Raw genomic sequence first — 23136 nt, 5'->3', positions numbered from 1 at the left:
ACGCAGTGTGGGCCGCCGCGAAAACGGCGAGGATGTGTGTGAGCATGAGATAACGGCCGACGTGATGGCCTGCGGCGAAGCAGACCCAATGAGCGCGTGCACGGAGCGCGCGCCATTTTACCAGCCACGTTCTGCGTCGAACGTTGGCGCGCACACGCGTCGTCGAGCCGCTACCGCGTCATTTGTCGTGATGCCCCGGCAGCACGGCACCGAGCACCTGCTTCGCCGTTTCGACCACCACGTTGCCCTGATCGGGATCGCCCTTCATCAACGTCTCGACGAACGCCTTTGCCTGCGCGAGCGTGACGTGCGGCGGCAGCGGCGGCACGTTCGGATCGGCCTTCACCTCGATCACGACCGGGCGATTCGACGCGAGCGCGTCGTCCCAGGCGGTGGCCATCTGATCGGGATTGTCGACATAGATGCCCTTCAGACCGATCAGCTCCGCGAAGCGGTGATACGGCACGGACGGAATGTTCTGCGAGGCCTCGAACTTCGGATCGCCTTCCATCACGCGCTGCTCCCATGTGACCTGATTCAGGTCGCCATTGTTGAGCACCATGCAGATCCAGCGCGGATCGCTCCAGCCTTGCCAGTACTTCGCGACCGTGATCAGTTCGGCCATGTTGTTCATCTGCATCGCGCCGTCACCGACGAGCGCGATCACGGGCCGCTCGGGGTACGCGAACTTCGCCGCGATCGCATAGGGCACGGCCGCGCCCATCGACGCGAGCCCGCCCGACAGCGAGCACATCATGCCGCGCTGCACTTGCAGATCGCGTGCGTACCAGTTCGCGACCGAGCCCGAATCGCTGGTGACGATCGCGTTCGAGGGAATGCGCTTCGACAGCTCCCATACCGCGAGCTGCGGATTCAGGCCATCTTTCGCGGGTTCGTGCGCGCGTTTTTCCAGCGTCTTCCACCAGTCGGACACCCAGCCTTCGATGCGCTCGCCCCACAGCCGATCCTTCTTTTCCTCGAGCAGCGGCAGCAGCGCGCGCAGCGTCTCGGCGCTATCGCCGACGAGGTTCACTTCCATCGGATAACGCAGGCTCAGCATGTCGGCCTTGATGTCGATCTGCACGCCGCGCGCGTCGCCTTCCTTCGGCAGAAATTCCGAGTAGGGGAAGCCCGAGCCGATCATCAGCAACGTATCGCAATGGGTCATCATGTCGTAGCTCGGCTTCGTGCCGAGCAGGCCGATCGAACCGGTCACCCACGGCAGATCGTCGGGCAGCGCGGCCTTGCCGAGCAGCGCCTTGGCGACGCCGGCGCCGAGTTTCTCGGCGATCGCGATCACTTCGTCGGTCGCGTGCAGCGCGCCCGCGCCGACCAGGATCGCGACCTTGCGGCCCGCGTTCAGCACGTCGGCGGCCTGGCGCAATTGCTCGTCGCTCGGCACGACGCGCGGGCGCGCGTAACCGATGCCCGAATGCAGCGTGCCATGCTTGCGCCCCGGCGGCTCGTAGGAAATGTCCTGCAGATCGTTCGGCAGTATCAGCGCCGTGACCGCGCGCTCGGCGAGCGCGATGCGCACCGCGCGATCGACCAGATGACGGACCTGCGCGGGCAGCGTCGCAAAGCCGACGAACGAGCCGGCCACGTCCTTGAACATCGCGGGCAGATCGAGCTCCTGCTGATAGTGTCCGCCGATCGCCGCGCGTGCCTGCTGACCGGTAATCGCCAGCACCGGCATGTGATCCATGCGCGCGTCGTACAGCCCCGTCAGCAGATGCGATGCGCCCGGCCCCGAGGTGGCGATGCACACGCCCAACTCGCCGGTGAATTTCGCATGCGCGGAGGCCATGAACGCGGCCATTTCTTCGTGACGGACCTGAATGAATTCGATCGGGCCCGGCTGATCCGTGCTTTTGTGGCGTTTCTTCGCTTCGCTCTGCGCGCGGTTCAACGCGCCGAACACGCCGTTGATGCCGTCGCCCGGATAGCCGTAGATTCGCCGCACACCCCATGCGTGCAGCCGCCCGATGATGAAATCGCCGACGGTTTCAGCCATGATCCTCGCTCCTCGATAGCCAGTCGATGCCGCCCTGCGAAATGGGCGGCCGTCGTCGGTATCGGCGAGCAAGGCTTGTTCCTTGCGAATGGCTTGCTACCCGGTCTTGATCCTCGGCTGCGGCGCGTCGAGCGGTTCGTGGCCGAAGCGCTCGTATTGCGATATCACCTGCGCGCCGAACAGCAGCAAGGTGGCGAGCCATTCGAAGCTGAGCAGGATCACGATCGCCATCGTCAACGAGCCATAGACGACGCTGACCTGCGACAGCGTAGCGAAATACCAGACCAGCACGTGCCGCGTGATCTCCCACAACACGCCGGCCACCACGCCACCGATCAGCGCGTGTTTGAGCGACGGACGTCCCACCGGCATCACCAGATACACCGAGGTCAGCACGAAGATTTCGCCGGCGAGCCCGAACAGATACAGCATCACTCGCGAGAAGCCCCGCAACGACACGTGCAGACCGAACAGTTTGAGTCCTTCTGCGCCGATCGTGTCGAGCGCGCTCGACACGAACGTGACGATCAGCAGTCCCACGCCGAGAAACAGGATGTAGCAGTACGGCAGCAGCGCCGAGATCAGGAAGTGGCGCCGCTTCACGACGACCCGATGCACGAAGATCAGCGACATCGCGTTTTCGAGCACGGTGAACGCGAGCGAGCTGAAGAAGATCATCGTCAGCAGCAGCACCCAGCCGATTACCGCGCGATGCAGCAGGAAGTTCGACAGCTCACGCACGAGCGCGGCCGATTGTCCGGGCACGAGCCAGCGCAGCAGATGCGCAAGCGCGTCGAGCACCAGCTGCTGCGGCACCACGCGCGACAACACGATGACGATCAGGATCAGCAGCGGCACGATGGACAGCAACGCGTAGTACGCGACCGCGCCCGCGAGCAGCAGCCCCTGGTTCGCGCGAAACGCTTTCAGCGTTTGCAGCAGGAAGCGCCAGGGATGTCTGGCGATATACAGCGCTTGCTGGTCGAGCAGGATCGGCATGAGGCCTCGCGGTGCGCGCCGGGCACTGCCGGATGGCAGCCGCTCTCGACACGCCTGTGTGCTTTATATACCGTAAGCAGAAACGGGGCCATCAATGGTGCGGCATATAGTTTGCTTGGCCGCGTTCGCAAGATCGCGTTCCCTTGCCGAGGACAGCCGATGGATCAGCCGCCGCGTCAGACCGACACCGCGCCGCAAGCCAACGATCTGGTGATCGCGCGGCCGGAGGGACTGTATTGCCCGCCCGGCGATTTTTACATCGATCCGTGGCGGCCGGTCGAACGCGCGGTGATCACACATGCGCATTCCGACCACGCGCGTTTCGGTCATCAGCGCTACCTGGCCACGCGCTCGGGCGCGAGCGTGCTGCTATCGCGGCTGCCCGGCATCGCGCTGCACCCGCTCGACTACGGCGAGCCGCTGACGATTGGCGCGGCGCGCGTGTCGCTGCATCCGGCCGGGCACGTGCTCGGCTCGGCGCAGGTGCGCATCGAACACGCGGGCCGCGTGTGGGTGGCGTCGGGCGACTACAAGCTCGAAGCCGATCCGACCTGCGTCGCGTTCGAACCGGTGCGCTGCGATACGTTCATCACCGAATCGACGTTCGGTCTGCCGATCTATCGCTGGGATACGCCGCAAAGCGTGTTCGATTCGATCGATTCATGGTGGCGTCACAACGCCTCCGAAGGGCGCGCGTCGGTGCTGTTCTGCTATTCATTCGGCAAGGCGCAACGCGTGCTCGCGAGTGTCGATGCGGCGATCGGGCCGATCTTCTGCCACGGCGCGCTCGAGCCGCTCAATCGCGCGTATCGCGACGCGGGCGTGCGGCTGCCGGCGGTCGGTCTGGTCGGCGAGATTGCCGCGAAAGACAAGGGCGTATTCAAACAGGCGCTGATCGTCGCGCCGCCGTCCGCGCAGAACAGCGCGTGGCTCAAGCGCTTCGGCGACTACAGCGATGCGTTCGCGTCGGGCTGGATGCGCCTGCGCGGCGCGCGTCGCCGGCGCGGCGTCGATCGTGGCTTCGTGCTGTCGGATCACGCGGACTGGCCGGGTTTGCAAACGGCGATACGCGAGAGCGGCGCCTCCCGCGTGATCGTCACGCATGGCTCGATCGAACCGATGGTGCGCTGGCTCAACGAGCAGGGCCTGCACGCCAGCGCGTTCGAAACGCAATACGGCGACGATACCGTCGAAGCCGATGCGGCCGGCGCCGACCAAGCGCCGGCGGCGAGCGAATCATGACGGGCACCGTATGAAACGCTTCGCGGCTCTCTACACCGCGCTCGATGCGACCACGTCGACGCACGACAAGCTCGCGGCGCTGACCAGTTATTTCTCGGTGGCCGACCCCGAAGACGCGGCATGGGCGTCGTATTTCCTCGCGGGCGGCAAGCCGCGTCAACTCGTGCCGACGCGTTTGCTGACCGAAATCGCGCGCGAGCGCGCCGGCTTGCCCGAGTGGCTGTTCGAGGAGTCGTATCACGCGGTGGGCGATCTGGCCGAGACCATCGCGCATATCCTGCCGCCGGCGTCGCGCAAGTCCGAGCTGGGTCTCACGCAATGGATCGAGCAACGCATGCTGCCGCTGCGCGGCCTGCCGCCCGACGAGTTGCGCAGGCGTCTGCTCGGCTACTGGGACGAACTCGACTGGGGCGGTCGTTTCCTGCTGACCAAGCTGATCGGCGGCGGCTTTCGTGTCGGCGTCGCGCGGCAACTGGTGGTGCGTGCGCTCGCCGAAGTGGCCGGCGTCGATCACAAGCGGATCGCGCAACGAATGGTCGGCTGGACCGATTCGCAACAGAAGCCCGATGCGGCGCGCTATCTGCGTCTGATCGCGCCGCAGACCGACGACGATATGCAAGCGCACGCGCCTGAACACGATAGCGACCTCGGCCTGCCGTATCCGTTCTTTCTCGCGCATCCCTTGCAGACCGATCCGGCGACGCTCGGCGATCCCGCGCACTGGCTGATCGAGTGGAAGTGGGACGGCATACGCGCGCAACTCGTCAAACGCGGCGGCCGCGTGTGGTTGTGGTCGCGCGGCGAGGATCTGATTACCGATCGTTTTCCCGAAGTCGCGGCATTGGGCGAGTCATTACCCGATGGCCACGTGATCGATGGCGAGATTCTCGCGTGGGAGCCCGGCGCGGCAGCGCCATTGCCGTTCGCGCGGCTGCAACCGCGCATCGCGCGCAAGACGCTGACGCGCAAGATACTCGCGGATTCGCCCGCCGCGCTGCTCGCATACGATCTGCTCGAAGCAAACGGACAGGACCAGCGCATGAACCCGCTCGCTGAACGGCGCGCACGCCTCGATGCGCTGGCCAGCTCCGTCGATGGCACGCTGGCGCGTGGTCTGCTGCGCATATCGCCGCTCGTCCTTGCAGCGGACTGGACCGCGCTCGCGGCGTTGCGCGACGAGAGCCGCGCGCGCGGCGTCGAAGGTTTGATGCTCAAGGAGCGCGAGTCGATGTACGGCGTCGGTCGTACCAAGGCGTCGGGCACGTGGTGGAAATGGAAGATCGAGCCTTATGCGGTGGACGCTGTACTTGTTTACGCGCAGCGCGGTCACGGCCGTCGCGCGAGTCTTTACACGGACTACACGTTCGCGGTGTGGGACGAGGCCGACGGCGTGCGCACGTTGGTGCCGTTCGCGAAGGCCTATTCAGGGCTCACGGATGAAGAGATGCGTCGGGTCGATGCGATCGTGCGCAAGACCACCGTCGATAAATTCGGCCCCGTGCGCAGCGTGACGCCAACGCTCGTGTTCGAGATCGGCTTCGAAGGGATACAGGCGAGTTCGCGTCACAAGTCCGGCGTGGCCGTGCGTTTTCCACGCATGCTGCGCTGGCGCACGGACAAACACATCGACGACGCAGACACGCTCGCGATGTTGAAAGGGTTCATCGATAATCGTGCGGGATAACCCGCAGAGCACAAACCCCTAACATGTCGAGCATTTTTTTATCGGCATCGTCGCTTATTCTTTGTTAAGACCGCGTCATCGATTCGCGCCATCAGTGCGCAAGCGGCATGCATTGCGTGGCCCCCCAATTCGTTGAAATTACCGATAACCTGCGACGCCCCGGAACGAGGCGGATAGCACAAAGACAGAGCGTCAATCGATGTTGCGCAGCGCGCACATCGTAGGCGCCGTCATTCAAATGCCGTGATGAATGGTCACGCTGAATCCCGCATTCCAGCTGATTGAAATGCTGGAATGCGCGACGAGGCGTGCTGGCCGCGGCATCGTCCGATGCGAAGCGGGAATAACAAAAAGCTGATCGTAGTCCGGCAAAAGCAATGGGATCGAATCTTGCACGTGTGGCGCGGATGCCCTTCAGGGCCAATGTAAAAGGGCGAGAAATAATGACAGTGTTCAACGACAACGTGGACAGCAGCGACGACGTGCTCGTATGGCGGCCGATCCGCTATGCGATGGCCGCGCATCGTCGTGTGCTGGTAGTCGACGATTACCGGGAAGCGGCCGATGCGCTGCAAATGCTATTGATGGCCGACGGCTTCGAATGCCGCGCGCTCGACGATCCGTTTGCCGTGTGCGAGACCGCGCGCGAATGGCAGCCGTTCGCGGTGGTGCTCGACATCAAGATGCCTGGACTCGACGGGCTCGAACTCGCGCGGCGGCTGCGCGCGCATCCGCAGACTTCACACATGCTGCTGGTCGCGTGTACCGCGTTTGCGTCGCGCGACGATCGCGCGCTCGCGAAGGCGGCCGGCTTCGACGCGCATTGCGCCAAACCGTTGACACCCGAGCGTCTGCTGCGCGTGCTCGAATCGGCGGCGGCGTTGCATGCGGCGGAGCCATCATCTGAATCACGTTGTTAGCGAAAACTTACTGACAGTTCTGTTACTTCTGCGCGGTCGTCGCCAGAAAATCGCACTCGTCGCTCTGCGAATCCGTTTGTCATCAATCTGCCATCTATTCGCCACCGTTCTGTCCGACGCAGTTTCTTTAGCCATGCGTGTCCTGCGCGCAGGAGTTTCCTCTCGCTATTGCATGCAGGCCCACTCGTTGCTGAAAAACCGATGATGCGGCGCGCTCGTGCGCGCCGCCCATGGTCATTCGCACCGAGGGAGATCCGACATGAGCGACACGCAACGTCCGGCACCGCCGTTTCCTGAACAGCAGCAGGACCAGAGGCCCGGCCGCACGGCCGACATGAACCCGCAACCGGATCACGGCGAGAAAACCTATGAAGGATCGGGGCGTCTCGCAGGCAAGGCGGCGATCGTGACCGGCGGCGACAGCGGCATCGGCCGCGCGGTCGCGATCGCGTTCGCGCGCGAAGGCGCGGATGTGCTGATCGCCTATCTCGACGAAGACGACGATGCGCGCGAGACCGCACGCTGGGTCGAGGACGCGGGTCGCAAGGCGGTGCTGGTCGGCGGCGATATCCGCGATCGCACGCATTGCGATGCGATCGTCGACAAGGCGATCGAGGCATTCGGCCGGCTCGACGTGGTGGTCAACAACGCCGCGTATCAGATGAGCTATCCGTCGCTCGACGCGATCAGCGACGAAGAATGGGACAAGACCTTCGATACCAACATCGGCGCGATGTTCAGGATCACGCGCGCGGCGGTGCGCCACATGAAGCCGGGCGGCGCGATCATCAATACTTCGTCGATCAATGCCGATCATCCGAATCCTGGCCTGATCGCGTATGCGACCACCAAGGGCGCGATCCAGAACTTCACCGGTGGCCTCGCGCAATTGCTCGCGGAAAAGGGCATTCGCGCGAACTGCGTGGCCCCGGGACCGATCTGGACGCCGTTGATTCCATCGACGATGCCGGCAGACAAGGTCGAGCAGTTCGGCAAGCAGGTGCCGATGAAGCGGCCCGGCCAACCGGCCGAACTGGCCGCCGCGTACGTGATGCTCGCGTCGGATGAAGCGAGCTACATCTCGGGCGCGACGATTGCGGTAACGGGCGGCGCGCCGATTATTTAGGTTGTCGAACTAATGGCGGCATGGCCGCCTGCGCTCACGTACGAGGTTCGCGCAGTGGTTTTCATAACGTCATAAGGGAGAGTTCCATGAAGATCGATGTATCCGTCAAACTGGCTGCCACGCTCGTTTCAGGCTGCCTCGCGCTAGGCTTTGCGCAGGCGGGCTTCGCGCAGACCGGTACCAATCCGTCCGTGCAAAACAGCAAGTCTGCCGCGCAACCCGGCGCAAGCCAGGAAGAGTCGCGCACGCCGGATACGACCAGCGCGAACAACGCGAACGGCAATGTCGGCGAATCGGGGGGCGCCACCAATGGCGTCGCCGGCAGCGGCAATGGCCGCACCACCACCCACAAGCGCTTCAAAGGCGCGACGCCGCCGCACGCGGGTAGTGGGGCGGGGCAATAAGCGATCCGTCGAGCGCGTCGGCCTGTCTCGCGACGCGCCGGACGCCGCGGCGGCATCGCGCTCGCGCGCTGTCGCCGCTTTGCATTGGTTTGAGTTGCGTTGAGTTCCGTCGCGTGTCGCATTGCTTGCGCGATGCCTTGTGAGGAGGAAATCCGATGGCTACCCCCGATGCTGAAACCGCCCGGGCCGACGCGCCCGCGTCGCATGCATTGACGTTCGAGATCAACGGCGAGACGCGGCGCTTCGACGTCGAAGCGTGGACCTCGCTGCTCGATCTGCTGCGCGAGCATGCGCACCTGAGCGGCACCAAGAAGGGCTGCGATCACGGTCAATGCGGCGCTTGTACGGCGATCGTCAATGGCCAGCGGATCAATACCTGCCTCGCGCTCGCGGTCGTGTACGACGGCGCATCGATCACGACGATCGAAGGTCTCGCGAACGGCGACACGTTGCATCCGCTGCAGCAGGCGTTCATCGATCACGACGCGTTCCAGTGCGGCTACTGTACGCCCGGACAAATCTGCTCGGCGCACGCGATGCTCGAAGAAGGACATGCGCGCTGCGCGGACGATGTGCGCGAGCAGATGAGCGGCAATCTGTGCCGCTGCGGCGCGTATCCGAACATCGTCGCGGCGATTCTCGACGCTGCGCATTTCGGTGACGATGACGCAAGGCAAGACAGTGCGGTCGCGAATAAATCTGGAGCGCGGCCATGAACTGCTTCTCGTACACGCGCGCCGATGCGGTGCAGGATGCGCTCGAACGGCATCGTTCGGACAGGGGCGCCGCGTTCCTCGCGGGCGGCACGAATCTCGTCGACCTGCTGCGCGAAGACGTCGCGCGCCCGGCTTTGCTCGTCGACATCAACCGTTTGCCGCTCAGGCAGATCGAAGCGTCGGCGCAAGGCGGCCTGAAGATCGGCGCGCTCGTAACCAATAGCGCGCTCGCGTATGACGATACCGTCGCGACACGCTACCCGCTGCTCGCGAAAGCGATCCTGGCGGGCGCGTCGCCGCAGATTCGCAACGTCGCGACGGTCGGCGGCAATCTGCTGCAACGTACGCGCTGCTACTACTTCTACGACATTGGCACGCCGTGCAACAAGCGCGAACCCGGCAGCGGCTGTCCGGCGCTGCATGGCGTGAACCGCATTCACGCGATCCTCGGTGCGAGCGAGCACTGCATCGCCGTGCATCCGTCCGATATGTGCGTCGCGTTGGCGGCGCTCGGCGCCACCGTGCATCTGATCGGCACCGACGGCGCACGCACGCTGCCGTTCGCGGATTTTCACCGGCTGCCCGGCGATACGCCGCAGATCGACACCAACCTGCGCGACGACGAACTCGTGACCGCGATCGAACTGCCGCCGCAAGGTTTTGCCGCGCATCACGCGTACGTGAAGGTGCGCGACCGCGCATCGTATGCGTTCGCGCTGGTGTCGGCCGCGGTCGGTGTCGAACTCGATGACGAGGCGCGGATCGTCGACGCGCGTTGCGCGCTCGGCGGGGTCGCGCACAAGCCGTGGCGCGATCCCGCCGCCGAAGCCGCACTGCGCGGCGAGACGCTGAACGCGCGAACCTTGCGCGATTTCGCGGCGACGCTGCTGCGCGGTGCGCGCGCTCAGCGCGACAACGCGTTCAAGATCGAACTCGCGGCGCGCGTGATCGTGCGCGCCTTCGGCGAGGCCACACAACGTTCGTTCGAGGAGGCCGCGCGATGAACCGTGCCGAACCCTTGCCGTCGACAGGCAGCCCGAAGCCTGCCACCGGCGTGCCGCATTCGCGTGTGGACGGGCCCGTCAAAGTGACCGGCGCCGCGCAATATGCCGCCGAGTTCTGCGTCGAAGGGCTTGTGCATGGCGTCGTCGTGTCGGGCACGATCGCGGCAGGCAAGATCGTGTCGATCGATACCTCGGCCGCCGAGGCGCTGTCCGGCGTGCTGCTCGTGCTCACGCATCGCAAGCGTCCGGCGCTGCCGTCGGACGTCGACGCGTTCAAGGACATGGTCGCGCCCGGCGGCACGCCATTGAGGCCGCTGTGGGACGAGCGCGTGTGGTACAGCGGGCAGCCGGTTGCGCTGGTGGTCGCGCAATCGCTGGAACTGGCGCGCTACGCGGCGTCGCTGGTGCAGGTGCGTTACGAGGCCGGCTCGCACCAGACCGATATCGAAGCAGCGTTGACGAGCGCCGTGCCGCCGTCGGCCGAGAAGGGCGGCTTCGATCCGCCTCCGCCCGAGCGTGGCGACCCACGCAAGGCCTTGGCCGATGCAAAGGCGCGCGTGGACGCGTTCTACACGACACCACCGGAGTATCACAATCCGATGGAAATGCACGGATGCACCGTGGTGCCCGATGCGCAAGGACGCTTGACCGTCTATGAAAAGACTCAGGGCGTCGTCAATACGAAGGGCTATCTGACGCGTGTGTTCGGTTTGAAAGACGACGAAGTGCAGGTGGTGTCGCCGTTCGTCGGCGGCGCGTTCGGCTCCGGCTTGAGGCCGCAATATCATCTGGCGCTCGCGGTAATGGCCGCGCGCGAACTGAAGAAACCCGTGCGCGTCACGCTGACCCGGCAGCAGATGTTCACCTTCGCGCATCGTCCGCAAACGGTGCAGCGCGTCGCGCTCGGCGCGTCGGCGGATGGCCGCCTGCAGGCGGTGATCCACGAGGCGGTGTCGGAAACCTCGCGCTACGAGGACTACTGCGACGTGGTGGTCAACTGGGCGGGGCAGCTGTATCGATGCGACAACGTGTCGATGGGCTACAGGGTCGCGAAGCTCGACGTGCCGACACCGGCCGACATGCGCGCGCCCGGCGCGACACAAGGGCTCTTTGCGCTCGAAGTCGCGATGGACGAACTGGCCGAGGCATTGCGGATGGACCCGCTCGAATTGAGGCTCGTCAACTATGCGGAGCGCGACGCGAACAGGAATCTGCCGTTTTCGAGCAAGGCGCTGCGCGACTGCTATCGGGAAGGCGCGGCCCGCTTCGGCTGGGCGGGGCGGCCGCTCGAGGCGCGCGCACGCCGCGACGGCAACGAGTCGGTCGGCTGGGGCATGGCGACCGGTGTGTGGGACGCGATGCAGAACGAAGCGGCCGCACGCGCGGTGTTGACGCCCGATGGCCGCGTCAGCGTGTCGAGTTCGACCGCCGATATCGGCACCGGAACCTACACCGCGATGACGCAGATCGCCGCCGATGCGCTCGGCGTGCCGCTCGGCGACGTCAGCTTCGAACTCGGCGACACCCGGCTGCCGAAGGCGCCGATCGAGGGCGGATCGTGGACGGTGTCGTCGGTGGGCAGCGCAGTCGATGCCGCGTGTACGCGCCTGCACAACCGTCTGGTTGAACTGGCGCGCGAACATGGTGGCACACGGTTCGCGTCGGCGACCCGCGAACACGTGCGGCGCGAGCGCAACCGGCTCGTGTGCGGCCCACACGAGGACGACTCGATCGCGATTGCGACGCTGTTGCAGCGCGCCGGGCTGGACGAACTCGAAGAGCAGGCCAGCGTGAAGCCGCACGAAAAGCAGCAGGCGTATTCGATGGGCACGCATTCGGCGGTGTTCGCCGAAGTGCGCGTCGACGACGCGCTCGGCACTGTGCGGGTGACGCGCGTGGTCAGCGCGGTCGCGGCGGGACGCATCGTCAATCCGAAGACGGCGGGCAATCAGGTCGCGGGCGGCGTCGTGTGGGGCATCAGCATGGCGCTGCACGAGCACGGGCAGTTCGATCACGCGCTAGGACGCCAGATGAATCACAACCTCGCCGAATATCATATGCCGGTGAATGCCGACATTCACGAGATCGACGTGCTGTTCGTCGACGAGCGCGATGACATCGTCAATCCGCTCGGCGTCAAAGGTGTCGGCGAAATCGGCGTGGTGGGCGTGGCCGCGGCAGTGTGCAACGCTATCTGGCATGCGACCGGCAAACGCATCCGCGATTTGCCCATTACGCCCGACAAGCTGCTCGGCTGACTACGCCCCTGAACGCCTGTGCATGGATGGCCCGTTGCCGCGTCGATCGATTCGACGCGGCAACGCCGCGCTCAATTCGCGTACTTGAACTCCGGCAACGCCTCGAGCGATTTCTTCGTCGCCTCGGGCAGCACGACGCGCCGGTTGTCGATCTGCAGATCGTTGAACGGCACGGCGACCAGATGCTTGCCCATGCCGAGAAAGCCGCCGACCGACAGGATCGCATACGTGGTGCGCTCGGTGCCCGGCGACACGATCAGATCATCGAGCGTGCCGATGTTGTCCTTGTTGCGGTTGTACACGTCCGCGCCCGACAGCTTCGACGCGCGATAGCCGCTCGCGAGCTGCACGACGTCCGTGCGTTTTTCGGTGATCGCCTGCGGCGCGCCTTGCGCGAACGCGCTGCCGCACGTGCCCAACGCGGAAATCAGCGTAATGGCGGCGAGAAGCGATGCGGAAGCGGCCAGCGGTGTGATCTTCGTGTTGCGCATCATCTGTGTTCTCCCGGTTTGGTGTCGTGCGTTTCGACGGCGCGCAATGCGTGCGCCTTGCCGGTATGCTGCAAATCTCATGCCGCGACTTTGGGCTGAGGGAAAGCGAGGGGATCAGGCCCATAAGTTGCTACACGCACCGGCGCGCTGCTTGCGCGCGGTGCAATGTCCGCGCGCGGGCCTCGAATGCCTACACTGGAACAATCAGCAGCAAAGAACACGTGGAAAGGCAGTTGAAAAAAACACATGCATGACCCTGAGATACCAACCTCCTTGCAGCCACTGAGAACACCTATGTCATCCCCAGCCAGCTACTCGACGCGCATTGCCGAAGGCACGCCTTTTCCGCTCGGCGCGACATGGAACGGCAGTGGCGTCAACTTCGCGTTGTTCTCCGCGCACGCAACCAAAGTCGAACTGTGTCTGTTCGATGAAACTGGCCAACACGAACTCGAACGGATCGAGCTGCCCGAATACACCGACGAGGTATGGCATGTGTTCGTACCGAATCTGAAACCGGGTGCCGTCTATGGATATCGCGTGCATGGTCCCTACGAGCCCGAAAACGGGCATCGCTTCAATCCGAACAAGCTGCTGCTCGATCCATATGCGAAGGCGCACATCGGCGAGCTTATATGGGCGCCGGAAATCTTCGGCTATACGCTCGGCTCGGAAGAGCTCGACCTGTCATTCGATGAACGCGATAGCGCGCCTTTCGTGCCGAAGTGCAAGGTGGTCGACGCGAATTTTTCGTGGAGCCATCCGGAGCGCAACGCGCTGCCGTGGGAGCGCGTGATTCTCTACGAGACGCACGTGCGCGGCTACACGAAACGTCATCCGCGGGTGCCCGAGCGTTTGCGCGGCACGTTCGCGGGTCTGGCGCAGCAGCCGGTGCTCGATCATATCCGCAGCCTTGGCGTGACCTCGGTCGAGCTGATGCCGATCCAGACTTTCGTCAACGACAGCCATCTGCTCGACAAGGGTCTCACGAACTACTGGGGTTACAACACGATCGGCTTTTTCGCGGCCGATCCGCGCTTTTTCGCGTCATCGACCGAGTCGGTCGGCGAATTCAAGGAGATGGTCGACCGCTTTCACCAGGCCGATCTCGAAGTGATACTCGACGTCGTGTACAACCACACGGCCGAAGGCAACGAACGCGGCCCGACGGTCTCGTTCAAGGGCATCGACAACGCGTCGTACTACCGGCTGATGCCCGACGAGCCGCGCTACTACATCAACGACACCGGCACCGGCAATACGCTGAACCTGTCACATCCGCGCGTGCTGCAGATGGTGACCGACAGCCTGCGCTACTGGGTCACCGAAATGAAAGTGGACGGCTTCCGCTTCGATCTCGCGACGATCCTCGGCCGCGAAGATCACGGTTTCGACGAGGGCGGCGGCTTTCTCGACAGCTGCCGCCAGGACCCGGTCCTCTCCAGCATCCGGCTGATCGCCGAGCCGTGGGATTGCGGCCCCGGCGGCTATCAGGTGGGCGGTTTTCCGCCGGGCTGGGCCGAATGGAACGATCGCTTCCGCGACACCGCGCGGGCGTACTGGAAGGGCGACGAGGGCACCGCCGCCGATCTCGCGACGCGCGTCACCGCGTCGGGCGACAAGTTCAATCATCGCGGCCGGCGGCCGTGGGCAAGCGTGAACTTCATCGCCGCGCACGACGGCTTCACGCTGAACGATCTGGTCTCGTACAACGACAAGCACAACGAGGCAAACGGCGAGGACAACCGCGACGGCCATTCGGACAACAAGTCGTGGAACATGGGCGTCGAAGGACCGACCGACGACGCCGACCTCCGCCAGCAACGCGAGCGCCAGAAGCGCAATCTCCTCGCGACGCTGCTGCTGTCGCAGGGCACGCCGATGATCCTCGCCGGCGACGAATTCGGCCGCACGCAGCAGGGCAACAACAACGCATATTGCCAGGACAACGAGATCAGCTGGGTCGATTGGGATGCGATCGACGACGACGGCCGCGCGCTGACCGAGTTCGTGCGCAATCTGACCACGCTGCGCCACCGTTTGCCGGTGCTGAGGCGCGGCCGTTTTCTGACTGGCGAATACAACGAGACGCTCGACGTGACCGACACGCGCTGGCTATCGCCGGACGGCACCGACATCACGGGCGAGCAGTGGGCCGATCCGGCGATGCGCTGCTTCGGCCTCGTGATCGACGGCCGTGCGCAGGCGAGCGGCATTCGCCGTCTCGCGTCCGACGCGACCTTGCTGCTGGTGCTGAACGCGTATCACGACGTCGTCAACTTCACGCTGCCCGACATTCCCGAGGGCGATCTGTGGACCTGCCTCGTCGACACCAACATGCCGGTGCGCGCCGAGCTGCCGCAATTCAGCGCGGGCGATGCCTACCAGGTGACCGGCCGCTCGCTGCTGCTGTTCGCGCTCGAAGCGCCGAGCCGCGCGACGCAGCGCGTGTTCGACCGCCTCGAAGAGCAGTTGACTTCCGACGAAGGCGACTCCGCGCCAGGCTAGTGCAGGCTGGCGAGCGACGCCAGCCCCGTCGCAAAAGCGGGCCGCAGCACAGGTACAAGGTTTGCTCCCGCTGTTGTTGACGATACGCACGCGTCTGCGATCTTCGCCACGGCAGGCGCGCGCACGCAAACGGCCAAGCTGGAGTGAACAAATGGAACAGGAACCGAGCGTCGAGGAGCAGATCCGCACGCGCGCCTACTATCTGTGGGAGCAGGCGGCCGAGCCGAAGGGCACGCCCGAGCAATACTGGGAGCAGGCCCGCAGTGAGATCGAGAAGGAGGCACCACCGGTCGAGAGCGGGCCGGTGTCGGGCGATTCGATGAAATAGGTATTGCTCAACAGGATTGAGTAATAGGACTCCGAGCCGGCGAACCGCGTGCGGCTCAGGGACCGTTTTTCCATGCCCGATCTTCGCTCCGCAACATGAACGACACACCCGAGCCGCGCGGCACGAGTGCCGCCTCGCGCCGCGTGCCGTCGCATCGATGCGACGCGAACGGTGATCGCGCAGCCCCAGTTCGAGGATGGCCGATAGGTGGTATTCCTGAGCGATCGTTGCTGATGCGTCCCGGCATCGCGGCTTGTTATCCGCCTATTGACCGGCGGGCTTGTCGTGCCCGCCCTTCGACTTGTCCTGCTCCGGCTCGATCTTCGTGGTGCCGCCCGTCGAAGGCGGGTCGCTAGCCGGGAAGCTGTCTTCGACCTGCGTGTCGATCTGCTGCTCGCTCTTTTCCGAGTGCGGATGCTTTTCCTTGTTTGTCGTCATGGTGGCTCCTTGCTCCAGGTTGAACGTCAAGACATCGGATCGCGCGGGTCCACGTGCGCATCGTCACGACGCCGCCGCTTCCGGCGCGCCGATGATCGCGAGCGCGTCGGCCCGCGACAGCCCGCCGCGCATCGCGTCGGAAAGCCGCGCGGTCAGCGCTTCGCGCTCGCAGGCGAACACCGCGTCGACGTGGCCGTCGCGCACGTACAGCGCGATGAACTGGTGACGATCGAAGTCGCCATCGACGACGATCTCATCCCACTCGCTCGCGTAGCCGAGGTATTCGAAGTTCTTGCCGTAGTGATAGGTCCAGAAGAACGGCACGTCGGCATAGCGATTGCGCAAACCGCACATGTTCTGCGCGGCGATGCGCGCATGCTGCTGCGCGACGCGCCAATGCTCGATACGCACCGGCTCCTGGTTCTCATGCAGCGTGAACACGGCGATATCGCCGGCCGCATACAGACCGCACGCGGCGTTCATGCCGGCATTGACGACCACGCCGCCGTCCTTCTGCAATGGCAGTCCTTCGACAAACCCCGTAGCCGGCGCAACCCCCGTGCCCAGCAGCACGACATCGGCCGCGATGGCCTCGCCGCCGGCGAGCATCACCGTATGCACATTGCCTTCCTCGCCCTCGAGCGAGGCGACCTTGGCGTCGAGATAAAACTTCACGCCATTGCTTTCGTGCAGCGCGCGAAACATCTGGCCCGCGCGCTCGCCGAACTGCTTCGCGAACGGCACCTTGTCGCGCGAAATCACGGTGACGGGCACGCCGTGCTTGCGCAACGCGGACGCGACTTCGAGGCCGATGAAGCTGCTGCCGAGAATCGCGACGCGGGTTTGCGATGCATCGTCGCCGAGCGCGTCGATCAACGCGGCAGCATCGTCGAGGTGTCGAAGCACATGCACGCCGCCGAGTTCGCAGCCGGGCATGTCGGGCACTTTCGGCACGCTGCCGGTCGCGAGCAGCGCGGTGTCGTATTTCAGCGGCTCGATGCTCTGCTCGCTACCACCCGCGCCGGCTTCGAAATGGATCGTGTGCGCAGGCACGTCGAGCCGCGCGACCTTCGCGACGATGCGCTCGATGCCGTGCGTGTGCAGCCAGTCGGGCGGCAGCAGCGGCGGCACGTCGGCGGGCGTCATTTCAAACGAGGGGACGAATTTGCTCAGCGAGGTGCGGTCATAGGGTGCGTGCGCTTCGTCGCCGATCAGCGTGATGCGGCCCTCGAAGCCGAACTCGCGTAACGCGGCACAGGCAGCGGCGCCGGCCGCGCCCGCGCCGATTACCACGTAGTGCTTGTCTTGCGCGGTGGCATCGGGCGGGGATGTGTGCGCTGCCGGTGCCGCCGCTGCGATTTTTTCCGCCGACACGAGCACGTCGTCGCCATCGAGCGTGACCGGGTAGCGATCGAGCGGCAGCAGCGCGGGCGGCTCGAGCACGTTGCCGGTGGCGACGTCGAACGTACCCTTGTGCCATGGGCAGATGATGCGGCCGTGGCACAGCGCGCCCTCTTCGAGCGGGCCCCCGGCATGCGGGCAATCAGGCGAGTACGCCCGCACGGTGTCGCCATCGCGCACCAGCAGAATCGGCGTGCCGTCCACGATCACGCGCACCGCGCGGTCCGCTGGCAATTCCGAGAGCCGCGCGACGCGGCGGGCAGTCGTGGACATGGTGAGGCCTCGCGCAAGAAAGAGCTCGCGCAGCGCACGCAAACGCGTCGCGAGCGGTGACGGAAGTACGCTTGCCATCAAGCAGCGATAAGGCAGCAATCGTCGTGCCCGGACGCGTCGGCGGAGTGATGCCGTGAAGCTGCTTGGGAAGATAGGCCGAGTTGCGGTAAATTTCGAGACAGGGGAATTAGCGCGCGAACAGCGGCGTGCGAATTCACAGGCAATGCCTTCCCTGACCGTATGCAACTTTCATGGAGCAGGTGACCGTGCAGCGTGCAGAACGTGTCGCAGTCGATGTGCCGATGCCGTCACGCAACTTCGCGGCGACGCGGCGCATGCTGCTGATCTTGCTGGCCGTGTCGATCGTGTTTCCGTTGGCCTGCCTCGTGGGCTATGGCTACTTCGACTACCAGCGCCGCATCTCCGATGCGAACGATATGATCGACCGCATCGCGCGCGTGGCGCAGGAGCAGGCCATCAAGGTGCTGGATTTGAACCGGCAGATGGCCTCGCGCGTGATCGAGCTGCTCGGCAATTCCGACGACGCGCAGATCCGCGCGCGCGAGCGCGAATTGCACGAGCGTCTGCAGAGCATCGGCGGCGACTATCCGCAGGTGGCGTCGATCTCACTGCTCGGCGTGAACGGCCAGTTACTTGCGTCGAGCCTCGCGTATCCGGCGCCGGCAGTGACGATCGGCTTGCGCGACGACTTTCTCGCCGCGAAGGCGATGCGTCCGCAGCCGTATTTCTCGCTGCCGATGTTCGGCACGCTGTCGAAGGTCGACGTGTTCACGACCGCGATCGCCCGCATGGGTACGGACGGTCAGTTTCTCGGCGCGGTCACGGTGGCGCTGCGCAACGAATATTTTTCGCGCTTCTATCGCGAGCTGACCAACGGCGATCCGTCGCTCGCGCTCGCGCTGTACCGGCAGGACGGCAATCTGCTGGTGCGCTATCCGCCGTGGCCGGCCGGCGCGCGGCCGTCGATACACAGCGCGTTCATGTCCGCGTTGCGCGACAAACAGCTGTTCGGGCACGTGCGTCTGAATTCGACCGTCGACGGTGTCGAGCGGCTGCTCGCGTTTCGCCGTGTCGGCGACTATCCGTTGTATGTGATGAGCGCGTACGCGACGTCGTCGATCGTGGCGGCGTGGCGCACGCACTTTCTGTTGATTGCGGCGCTGACGGCGGTGCCCTGCATCGCGATCTGGGGGCTCGTGCTGTATTCGCTGCGTCAGCTCGAGGCGGAGCGGCGCGCGTGGGAGCGGTGGCAGGGCGAGGTCGCGATGCGTCTGTCGGCCGAGGCGTCGAGCCGGCAACTGCAGCGCATGGGCGCGCTCGGCAATCTGGTCGCGAATGTCGCGCACGATTTCAACAACCTGCTGATGGTGGTGTCGGCGAACATCGAGCTCGCGCGCCTCAAGCATTACAACGATCTCGAGAAGGAAGTGCATGCGGTCGAGCGTGCCACCGCCACGGCCGAAGCGCTGACGCGGCGTCTGTTGAGCGTCGCGCGCAAGCAGCCGCTGAAGCAGGAGCCCGTCGAGCTTGCGCGCTGGCTGCCGGCCGCCGTGCCGCTGATCAACGCGGCGCTCGGCGACACGATCGAACTGGCGTTGCGCATCCCGGAGAACCTGTGGCAGGTGCTCGTCGATCCGACCGATCTCGAGTTCGCGATCGTGAACATCGCGATGAACGCGCGCGATGCGATGCCGCGTGGCGGACGCTTCGTGATCCGCTGCCAGAACAATCGGCTGGTCAGCAGCGATACGCTGCTGCCGGACGGCGAGTACGTGCTGATCGCCTGTTCCGACGACGGCGAAGGGATGCCCGAATCGGTCGCGCGACGCGCGTTCGAGCCGCTGTTCACGACCAAGCTGCGCGGCTCGGGCACCGGCCTCGGGCTCGCCCAGGTGCTGTCGATGTCCGAGCAGGCCGGCGGCACCGCGAAGATCGACAGCGTGCTGGGCAGCGGCACGACGGTGCGGATGTTTTTGCCGCGCTATCGTGAGGGCGCCGCGCTGGCCGGCGCCGATGCGCGCCAGCCGCTGCCGACCGCGGCCGGGGCCGTGCTGCTCGTCGAGGACAACGAGGACGTCGCGGCCGGCGTGACCGCGGTGCTCGAAACCTTCGGCTGCGAAGTGCATCACGAGCCGACCGCCGACCAGGCGTTCGACGTGCTGAGCGCCGGCGAGCGCTTCGAGCTCGTGCTGTCGGACATCCAGATGCCGGGCAAGCTGAACGGTATCGACCTGGCGGAGAAGATCCGCAGCGCGTGGCCGTCGCAGAAGATCGCGCTGATGACCGGTTACGCCGACGAGCTCGACCGCGCGCGTCGGCTCGGCATTGCGATACTCGCGAAGCCGTTCAATATCGACGAACTGCATGCGCTGGTGGCTTGCGGCACCTGAAGCCGCGGCACCGTTCGTCTATCGCGTCCATGGGCTTTTCCTGGCGTGCTGTGCTGCGGCACAGCCCTTGCTGAAAAGAGCGCGAGGTTTGCGCGTCCGGTCACCGCGCGCCCACTTCCTTTCGACACTCTCGACACCGAGGAGAATCGCCATGAAGATCAGACACGCAGTGCTCGTTTCCATCTTGCTCACGGCTTCGTCGCTCGCAATGGCCCAAGGCGCCGGCGGTGGCGCAGGCGGCGGGGGGCCGGCCGGCAACGACCCGAACACCAACGCCGCGACCTCGACACGCGAGGGCGGCGATGCGGGCGCGACCGGGGAGACCACGCCTTCGACTCACCATCACATGAAGAAGCATTCGAAGTCGAAGAAGCCCATGACCGACTCGACGAATACGCCGGGCGCCGACGCGAGCAGCGATACGAAGGGGCAGTAAGCGCAGCGTGTCAAGGCAGAAGGGCGGCTGGAGTCGCGCGTCGGGTGTGACCCGGCGTGTCGGCTCCCACCGTTTTGTTCATAAACGTGATTACTGGCGATTCGCAATCGCTCGCCAGCGGTCAATCCTTTTCCATCTCCGCGTCGTACTTGCCGAGCGCGGCCGCGCCGTTCAGACGCGCGCGCTTGAGCAACGCCTGCTGCGCTTCCTTCACGTTGGCCGGCTGTCCGCGCCACGCATTCAACGGCGGCTCCTGCAACGCGCGCCCGTACGAAAAGCTCAGATTCCACGGCAGCGCGCCGAGCCGGTTCATCGCACTGAGATTGGCGGTAGCCTCCTCGGGCGACTGTCCGCCCGACAGGAACACGAGACCGGGAACCGAAGAGGGCACCGTACGCATCAGCACGCGCACGGTTGCCGCCGCGATATGCGCCGTGCTCGACTGCTGCTGATGCTCGGAGCCGGCCAGCACCATGCTCGGCTTCAGCACGATATGTTCGAGCACCACGCGATGCCGATGCAGCGCATGAAACACCTCGTGCAATACGGCCTCGGTGACTTCGGCGCAACGCTCGATCGTGTGATCGCCGTCCATCAACACCTCGGGTTCGACGATCGGCACGATGCCGGCTTCCTGGCTGATCGCCGCGTAGCGCGCGAGCGAATCGGCGTTCGCCTCGATCGCGAGCCGGCTCGGCAGGCTCGCCGTGATGTTGTAGACCGCGCGCCACTTCGCGAAGCGCGCGCCTTGCCGCTTGTAATCGGCGAAGCGTTTGGCGAGACCGTCGAGGCCCTCGGTGATCTCGTCGCCGGGAGCGAGCGCGAGCGGCACCTTGCCGAGGTCGACCTTGATGCCGGGCACGATGCCGTTTGCCGCGGCCGCCTGCGGGAACGGCGTGCCGTCGTCGGCTTTCTGGCCGAGCGTTTCTTCGTAGAGGATCACGCCGCTCACGAACTCGCCGAGGCCGGGCGTCGTCAGGAGCAGGTTGCGATACGCGCGACGGTTTTCCTCGGTCGATTCGAGGCCGATCGTCTTGAAGCGTTTGGCGATGGTCGGGCCGCTTTCGTCGGCGGCGAGAAGACCCTTGCCCGGTTGAACCATCGCCTTGACGGTGGCTTGCAGCTCGCTACGGGTGTCCATGAGGTGTGCTCCCTTGGGTAGGCTCCGTTCGATGCGGTGTGCGGAGAAGTGCCGGTGACAGTTTCCTTTGCGTGACGAGTGGGTGCGAAGGCGGACTTCATTCGCCGAGCAGATGCAACACGATATCGCGCGGCTGCGGGTGACGCCGATGTTCGAACAGATACAGCCCCTGCCATGTGCCGAGCACCATCCTTCCATGCTCGACGGGCACGGACAGCTGCACCTGGGTGAGCGCCGTGCGCAGATGCGCGGGCATGTCGTCGGGGCCTTCGGTGTCGTGCTCGTAGCGCGTGTCGTCCTCGGGCGCGAGGGTCTCGAAGTAGCGCTGCAGATCTCGCCGCACGGACGGATCGGCATTCTCCTGAATCAGCAGCGACGCCGACGTGTGCCGGCAAAACAGCGTCAGCAGACCGGTACGGATGTCCGTCTCGTCGACGAAGCGGCGCGCGTCGTCGGTAACTTCGACGAGGCCGCGGCCGCGGGCCTGGACACTCAGATGATGGATGACCTGGCGCATGACGGAGCTCGAATCTCAGAGCGACGCGAACGCGTCGTCGATATCCTCGGCGCTGCGTGGCCGCACCACGCGCGCGACCTCGGCGCCGTCGCGCATCAGCACGAGCGTCGGCCACAGTTTGACCTTGAACGAGCGGCCGAGCGGGCGGCCCGGGCCGTCCTCGATCTTCAGATGCCGCAGGCCCGCGTGCGGCGCGAGCGCCTGGCGGATCGATGCCTGCGCGCCCTGGCAATAGCCGCACCAGTCGGTGCCGAATTCGACGACGGTGACGCCGGGCAGCGAGTCCAGCTCGGCGCGGGTCGGTCCTTTCGGGGAATAAGCTGTCGGCGAGGTCATGCGTGCTCCGCTGCTGATCGTGATCTGCCAAGGGTAGCAGCTATGTCGCGGATCGTCAGCGCAGCCGGCCGTATGCTGCCGATGCGCGCGGTGTCGCCGCGGCATGTTAAAAAGCGGTGCGCGCGTGCTCGACCGATCGACGCGCCGCGTCATCGCACGGAACCTCGCAAAACATGAACACACGAATCTATCTGCAACATCCGCAACACCAAGACGCTATCGCGGTCGCGACCGGCTTCAGCTGGGGCGCGTGCCTGCTCGGCTTCATCTGGGCGCTGTCGAAGAGAATGTGGTTCGCCGCGTTCGTGATGCTAGGCATCAACGTGATCCTGCTCGGCATCGGTCTGTGGGGCGAGACGGCCGATCTGATCGGCTTCGTGCTGTCGATCGTGTTCGCGTTCGCATGCGGCGCGTATGGCAACCGGTGGCACCGCTGGACGCTCGAACAGCGCGGCTACGTCGTGGTGTGATGCGTTCGCGCTGGAGCGG

The 23136-nt window shown here is 65.2% G+C and carries 21 protein-coding genes; 13 read left to right on the top strand and 8 right to left on the bottom strand.

Going from position 1 to position 23136, the window contains the following annotated elements; all coding sequences use genetic code 11:
- Positions 1 to 178: 178 nt before the first annotated feature.
- Positions 179 to 2014, bottom strand: coding sequence for a thiamine pyrophosphate-requiring protein (locus HDG32_RS00210; RefSeq protein WP_184062285.1), 1836 nt, complete (start codon positions 2012 to 2014; stop codon positions 179 to 181).
- Between the two features lie 96 nt (positions 2015 to 2110).
- Entirely contained in the window at positions 2111 to 3013 is a 903-nt protein-coding gene (locus tag HDG32_RS00205; RefSeq protein ID WP_184062283.1) for a YihY/virulence factor BrkB family protein, read from the bottom strand.
- A 159-nt stretch (positions 3014 to 3172) separates the two neighbouring features.
- Between HDG32_RS00205 and HDG32_RS00200 the strand changes: the two genes are divergently transcribed.
- From HDG32_RS00200 to HDG32_RS00165, 8 genes are all read left to right on the top strand, one after another.
- Positions 3173 to 4255: a ligase-associated DNA damage response exonuclease gene (locus HDG32_RS00200; RefSeq protein WP_184062281.1), complete on the top strand. Its 1083-nt coding sequence runs from the start codon at positions 3173 to 3175 to the stop codon at positions 4253 to 4255.
- A 10-nt stretch (positions 4256 to 4265) separates the two neighbouring features.
- A complete protein-coding gene (locus HDG32_RS00195) occupies positions 4266 to 5939 on the top strand; it encodes an ATP-dependent DNA ligase (RefSeq protein WP_184062279.1) in 1674 nt (557 codons plus the stop codon).
- 443 nt (positions 5940 to 6382) lie between these two features.
- Positions 6383 to 6859: a response regulator gene (locus HDG32_RS00190; protein ID WP_018425151.1), complete on the top strand. Its 477-nt coding sequence runs from the start codon at positions 6383 to 6385 to the stop codon at positions 6857 to 6859.
- Positions 6860 to 7118: 259 nt separating this feature from the next.
- Positions 7119 to 7985, top strand: a complete 867-nt coding sequence (locus HDG32_RS00185) for a glucose 1-dehydrogenase (protein ID WP_184062277.1) — start codon at positions 7119 to 7121, stop codon at positions 7983 to 7985.
- A gap of 86 nt (positions 7986 to 8071) precedes the next feature.
- A complete protein-coding gene (locus HDG32_RS00180) occupies positions 8072 to 8389 on the top strand; it encodes a hypothetical protein (protein ID WP_184062275.1) in 318 nt (105 codons plus the stop codon).
- 155 nt (positions 8390 to 8544) lie between these two features.
- The gene (locus HDG32_RS00175; RefSeq protein ID WP_090809927.1) at positions 8545 to 9105 is read left to right on the top strand and encodes a (2Fe-2S)-binding protein; all 561 of its coding nucleotides are present in this window, start codon (positions 8545 to 8547) and stop codon (positions 9103 to 9105) included.
- Positions 9102 to 10109, top strand: coding sequence for a xanthine dehydrogenase family protein subunit M (locus tag HDG32_RS00170; RefSeq protein ID WP_184062273.1), 1008 nt, complete (start codon positions 9102 to 9104; stop codon positions 10107 to 10109). The genes HDG32_RS00175 and HDG32_RS00170 overlap by 4 nt, the downstream gene beginning before the upstream one ends.
- Positions 10106 to 12367, top strand: a complete 2262-nt coding sequence (locus HDG32_RS00165) for a xanthine dehydrogenase family protein molybdopterin-binding subunit (RefSeq protein WP_184062271.1) — start codon at positions 10106 to 10108, stop codon at positions 12365 to 12367. The genes HDG32_RS00170 and HDG32_RS00165 overlap by 4 nt, the downstream gene beginning before the upstream one ends.
- 71 nt (positions 12368 to 12438) lie before the next feature.
- On the opposite strand, the gene HDG32_RS00160 is transcribed toward HDG32_RS00165, so the two are convergent.
- On the bottom strand, positions 12439 to 12861 hold the full coding sequence (locus tag HDG32_RS00160) for a PRC-barrel domain-containing protein (protein WP_184062269.1): 423 nt from the start codon (positions 12859 to 12861) through the stop codon (positions 12439 to 12441).
- A 291-nt stretch (positions 12862 to 13152) separates the two neighbouring features.
- On the opposite strand from HDG32_RS00160, the gene glgX reads away from it, so the two are divergent.
- Positions 13153 to 15366 (top strand): glycogen debranching protein GlgX, encoded by a 2214-nt coding sequence (glgX, locus tag HDG32_RS00155; RefSeq protein WP_184062267.1) that lies wholly within the window; start codon positions 13153 to 13155, stop codon positions 15364 to 15366.
- Positions 15367 to 15517: 151 nt separating this feature from the next.
- Positions 15518 to 15694 (top strand): DUF2934 domain-containing protein, encoded by a 177-nt coding sequence (locus tag HDG32_RS00150; RefSeq protein ID WP_184035182.1) that lies wholly within the window; start codon positions 15518 to 15520, stop codon positions 15692 to 15694.
- Between the two features lie 264 nt (positions 15695 to 15958).
- Here HDG32_RS00150 and HDG32_RS00145 read toward each other — a convergent pair whose 3' ends face one another.
- Together HDG32_RS00145 and HDG32_RS00140 are read right to left on the bottom strand one after the other, a co-directional pair.
- Positions 15959 to 16132, bottom strand: a complete 174-nt coding sequence (locus tag HDG32_RS00145; RefSeq protein ID WP_184062265.1) for a hypothetical protein — start codon at positions 16130 to 16132, stop codon at positions 15959 to 15961.
- 63 nt (positions 16133 to 16195) lie between these two features.
- Entirely contained in the window at positions 16196 to 17806 is a 1611-nt protein-coding gene (locus HDG32_RS00140; RefSeq protein ID WP_184062263.1) for an FAD-dependent oxidoreductase, read from the bottom strand.
- A gap of 251 nt (positions 17807 to 18057) precedes the next feature.
- On the opposite strand from HDG32_RS00140, the gene HDG32_RS00135 reads away from it, so the two are divergent.
- The gene (locus HDG32_RS00135; RefSeq protein ID WP_184062261.1) at positions 18058 to 20217 is read left to right on the top strand and encodes a hybrid sensor histidine kinase/response regulator; all 2160 of its coding nucleotides are present in this window, start codon (positions 18058 to 18060) and stop codon (positions 20215 to 20217) included.
- A 151-nt stretch (positions 20218 to 20368) separates the two neighbouring features.
- On the top strand, positions 20369 to 20653 hold the full coding sequence (locus HDG32_RS00130) for a hypothetical protein (RefSeq protein ID WP_184062259.1): 285 nt from the start codon (positions 20369 to 20371) through the stop codon (positions 20651 to 20653).
- A 121-nt stretch (positions 20654 to 20774) separates the two neighbouring features.
- Here the strand turns inward: HDG32_RS00130 and HDG32_RS00125 are convergent, their stop codons facing one another.
- The 3 genes from HDG32_RS00125 to HDG32_RS00115 all read right to left on the bottom strand — a co-directional run bounded on the left by HDG32_RS00125 (position 20775) and on the right by HDG32_RS00115 (position 22647).
- Positions 20775 to 21794 carry a class I fructose-bisphosphate aldolase gene (locus HDG32_RS00125; protein WP_184062257.1) on the bottom strand — a complete coding sequence of 340 codons (1020 nt, stop codon included), beginning with the start codon at positions 21792 to 21794 and terminating at the stop codon, positions 20775 to 20777.
- 97 nt (positions 21795 to 21891) lie between these two features.
- The gene (locus tag HDG32_RS00120) at positions 21892 to 22311 is read right to left on the bottom strand and encodes a secondary thiamine-phosphate synthase enzyme YjbQ (protein ID WP_184062255.1); all 420 of its coding nucleotides are present in this window, start codon (positions 22309 to 22311) and stop codon (positions 21892 to 21894) included.
- 15 nt (positions 22312 to 22326) lie between these two features.
- Positions 22327 to 22647: a thioredoxin family protein gene (locus tag HDG32_RS00115; protein WP_090809954.1), complete on the bottom strand. Its 321-nt coding sequence runs from the start codon at positions 22645 to 22647 to the stop codon at positions 22327 to 22329.
- Positions 22648 to 22820: 173 nt separating this feature from the next.
- Between HDG32_RS00115 and HDG32_RS00110 the strand changes: the two genes are divergently transcribed.
- A complete protein-coding gene (locus HDG32_RS00110) occupies positions 22821 to 23117 on the top strand; it encodes a DUF2628 domain-containing protein (RefSeq protein ID WP_184062253.1) in 297 nt (98 codons plus the stop codon).
- The last annotated feature ends 19 nt before the right edge of the window (positions 23118 to 23136 follow it).

Origin of the sequence: Paraburkholderia sp. CI2 (genome assembly GCF_014201055.1) — a bacterium.
Lineage (GTDB): Bacteria > Pseudomonadota > Gammaproteobacteria > Burkholderiales > Burkholderiaceae > Paraburkholderia > Paraburkholderia tuberum.
This window is presented reverse-complemented; position numbering and strand designations above follow the sequence as displayed.

Coding starts and splice junctions, on each gene's coding strand:
- HDG32_RS00150 (WP_184035182.1), top strand. CDS start 15,518: ATGGAACAGGAACCGAGCGTCGAGGAGCAGATCCGCACGCGCGCCTAC.
- HDG32_RS00110 (WP_184062253.1), top strand. CDS start 22,821: ATGAACACACGAATCTATCTGCAACATCCGCAACACCAAGACGCTATC.
- HDG32_RS00180 (WP_184062275.1), top strand. CDS start 8,072: ATGAAGATCGATGTATCCGTCAAACTGGCTGCCACGCTCGTTTCAGGC.
- HDG32_RS00190 (WP_018425151.1), top strand. CDS start 6,383: ATGACAGTGTTCAACGACAACGTGGACAGCAGCGACGACGTGCTCGTA.
- HDG32_RS00145 (WP_184062265.1), bottom strand. CDS start 16,132: ATGACGACAAACAAGGAAAAGCATCCGCACTCGGAAAAGAGCGAGCAG.
- HDG32_RS00185 (WP_184062277.1), top strand. CDS start 7,119: ATGAGCGACACGCAACGTCCGGCACCGCCGTTTCCTGAACAGCAGCAG.
- HDG32_RS00125 (WP_184062257.1), bottom strand. CDS start 21,794: ATGGACACCCGTAGCGAGCTGCAAGCCACCGTCAAGGCGATGGTTCAA.
- HDG32_RS00170 (WP_184062273.1), top strand. CDS start 9,102: ATGAACTGCTTCTCGTACACGCGCGCCGATGCGGTGCAGGATGCGCTC.
- HDG32_RS00210 (WP_184062285.1), bottom strand. CDS start 2,014: ATGGCTGAAACCGTCGGCGATTTCATCATCGGGCGGCTGCACGCATGG.
- HDG32_RS00115 (WP_090809954.1), bottom strand. CDS start 22,647: ATGACCTCGCCGACAGCTTATTCCCCGAAAGGACCGACCCGCGCCGAG.
- HDG32_RS00175 (WP_090809927.1), top strand. CDS start 8,545: ATGGCTACCCCCGATGCTGAAACCGCCCGGGCCGACGCGCCCGCGTCG.
- HDG32_RS00195 (WP_184062279.1), top strand. CDS start 4,266: ATGAAACGCTTCGCGGCTCTCTACACCGCGCTCGATGCGACCACGTCG.
- HDG32_RS00200 (WP_184062281.1), top strand. CDS start 3,173: ATGGATCAGCCGCCGCGTCAGACCGACACCGCGCCGCAAGCCAACGAT.
- HDG32_RS00130 (WP_184062259.1), top strand. CDS start 20,369: ATGAAGATCAGACACGCAGTGCTCGTTTCCATCTTGCTCACGGCTTCG.
- HDG32_RS00135 (WP_184062261.1), top strand. CDS start 18,058: ATGGAGCAGGTGACCGTGCAGCGTGCAGAACGTGTCGCAGTCGATGTG.
- HDG32_RS00120 (WP_184062255.1), bottom strand. CDS start 22,311: ATGCGCCAGGTCATCCATCATCTGAGTGTCCAGGCCCGCGGCCGCGGC.
- HDG32_RS00160 (WP_184062269.1), bottom strand. CDS start 12,861: ATGATGCGCAACACGAAGATCACACCGCTGGCCGCTTCCGCATCGCTT.
- HDG32_RS00165 (WP_184062271.1), top strand. CDS start 10,106: ATGAACCGTGCCGAACCCTTGCCGTCGACAGGCAGCCCGAAGCCTGCC.
- glgX (WP_184062267.1), top strand. CDS start 13,153: ATGTCATCCCCAGCCAGCTACTCGACGCGCATTGCCGAAGGCACGCCT.
- HDG32_RS00140 (WP_184062263.1), bottom strand. CDS start 17,806: ATGTCCACGACTGCCCGCCGCGTCGCGCGGCTCTCGGAATTGCCAGCG.
- HDG32_RS00205 (WP_184062283.1), bottom strand. CDS start 3,013: ATGCCGATCCTGCTCGACCAGCAAGCGCTGTATATCGCCAGACATCCC.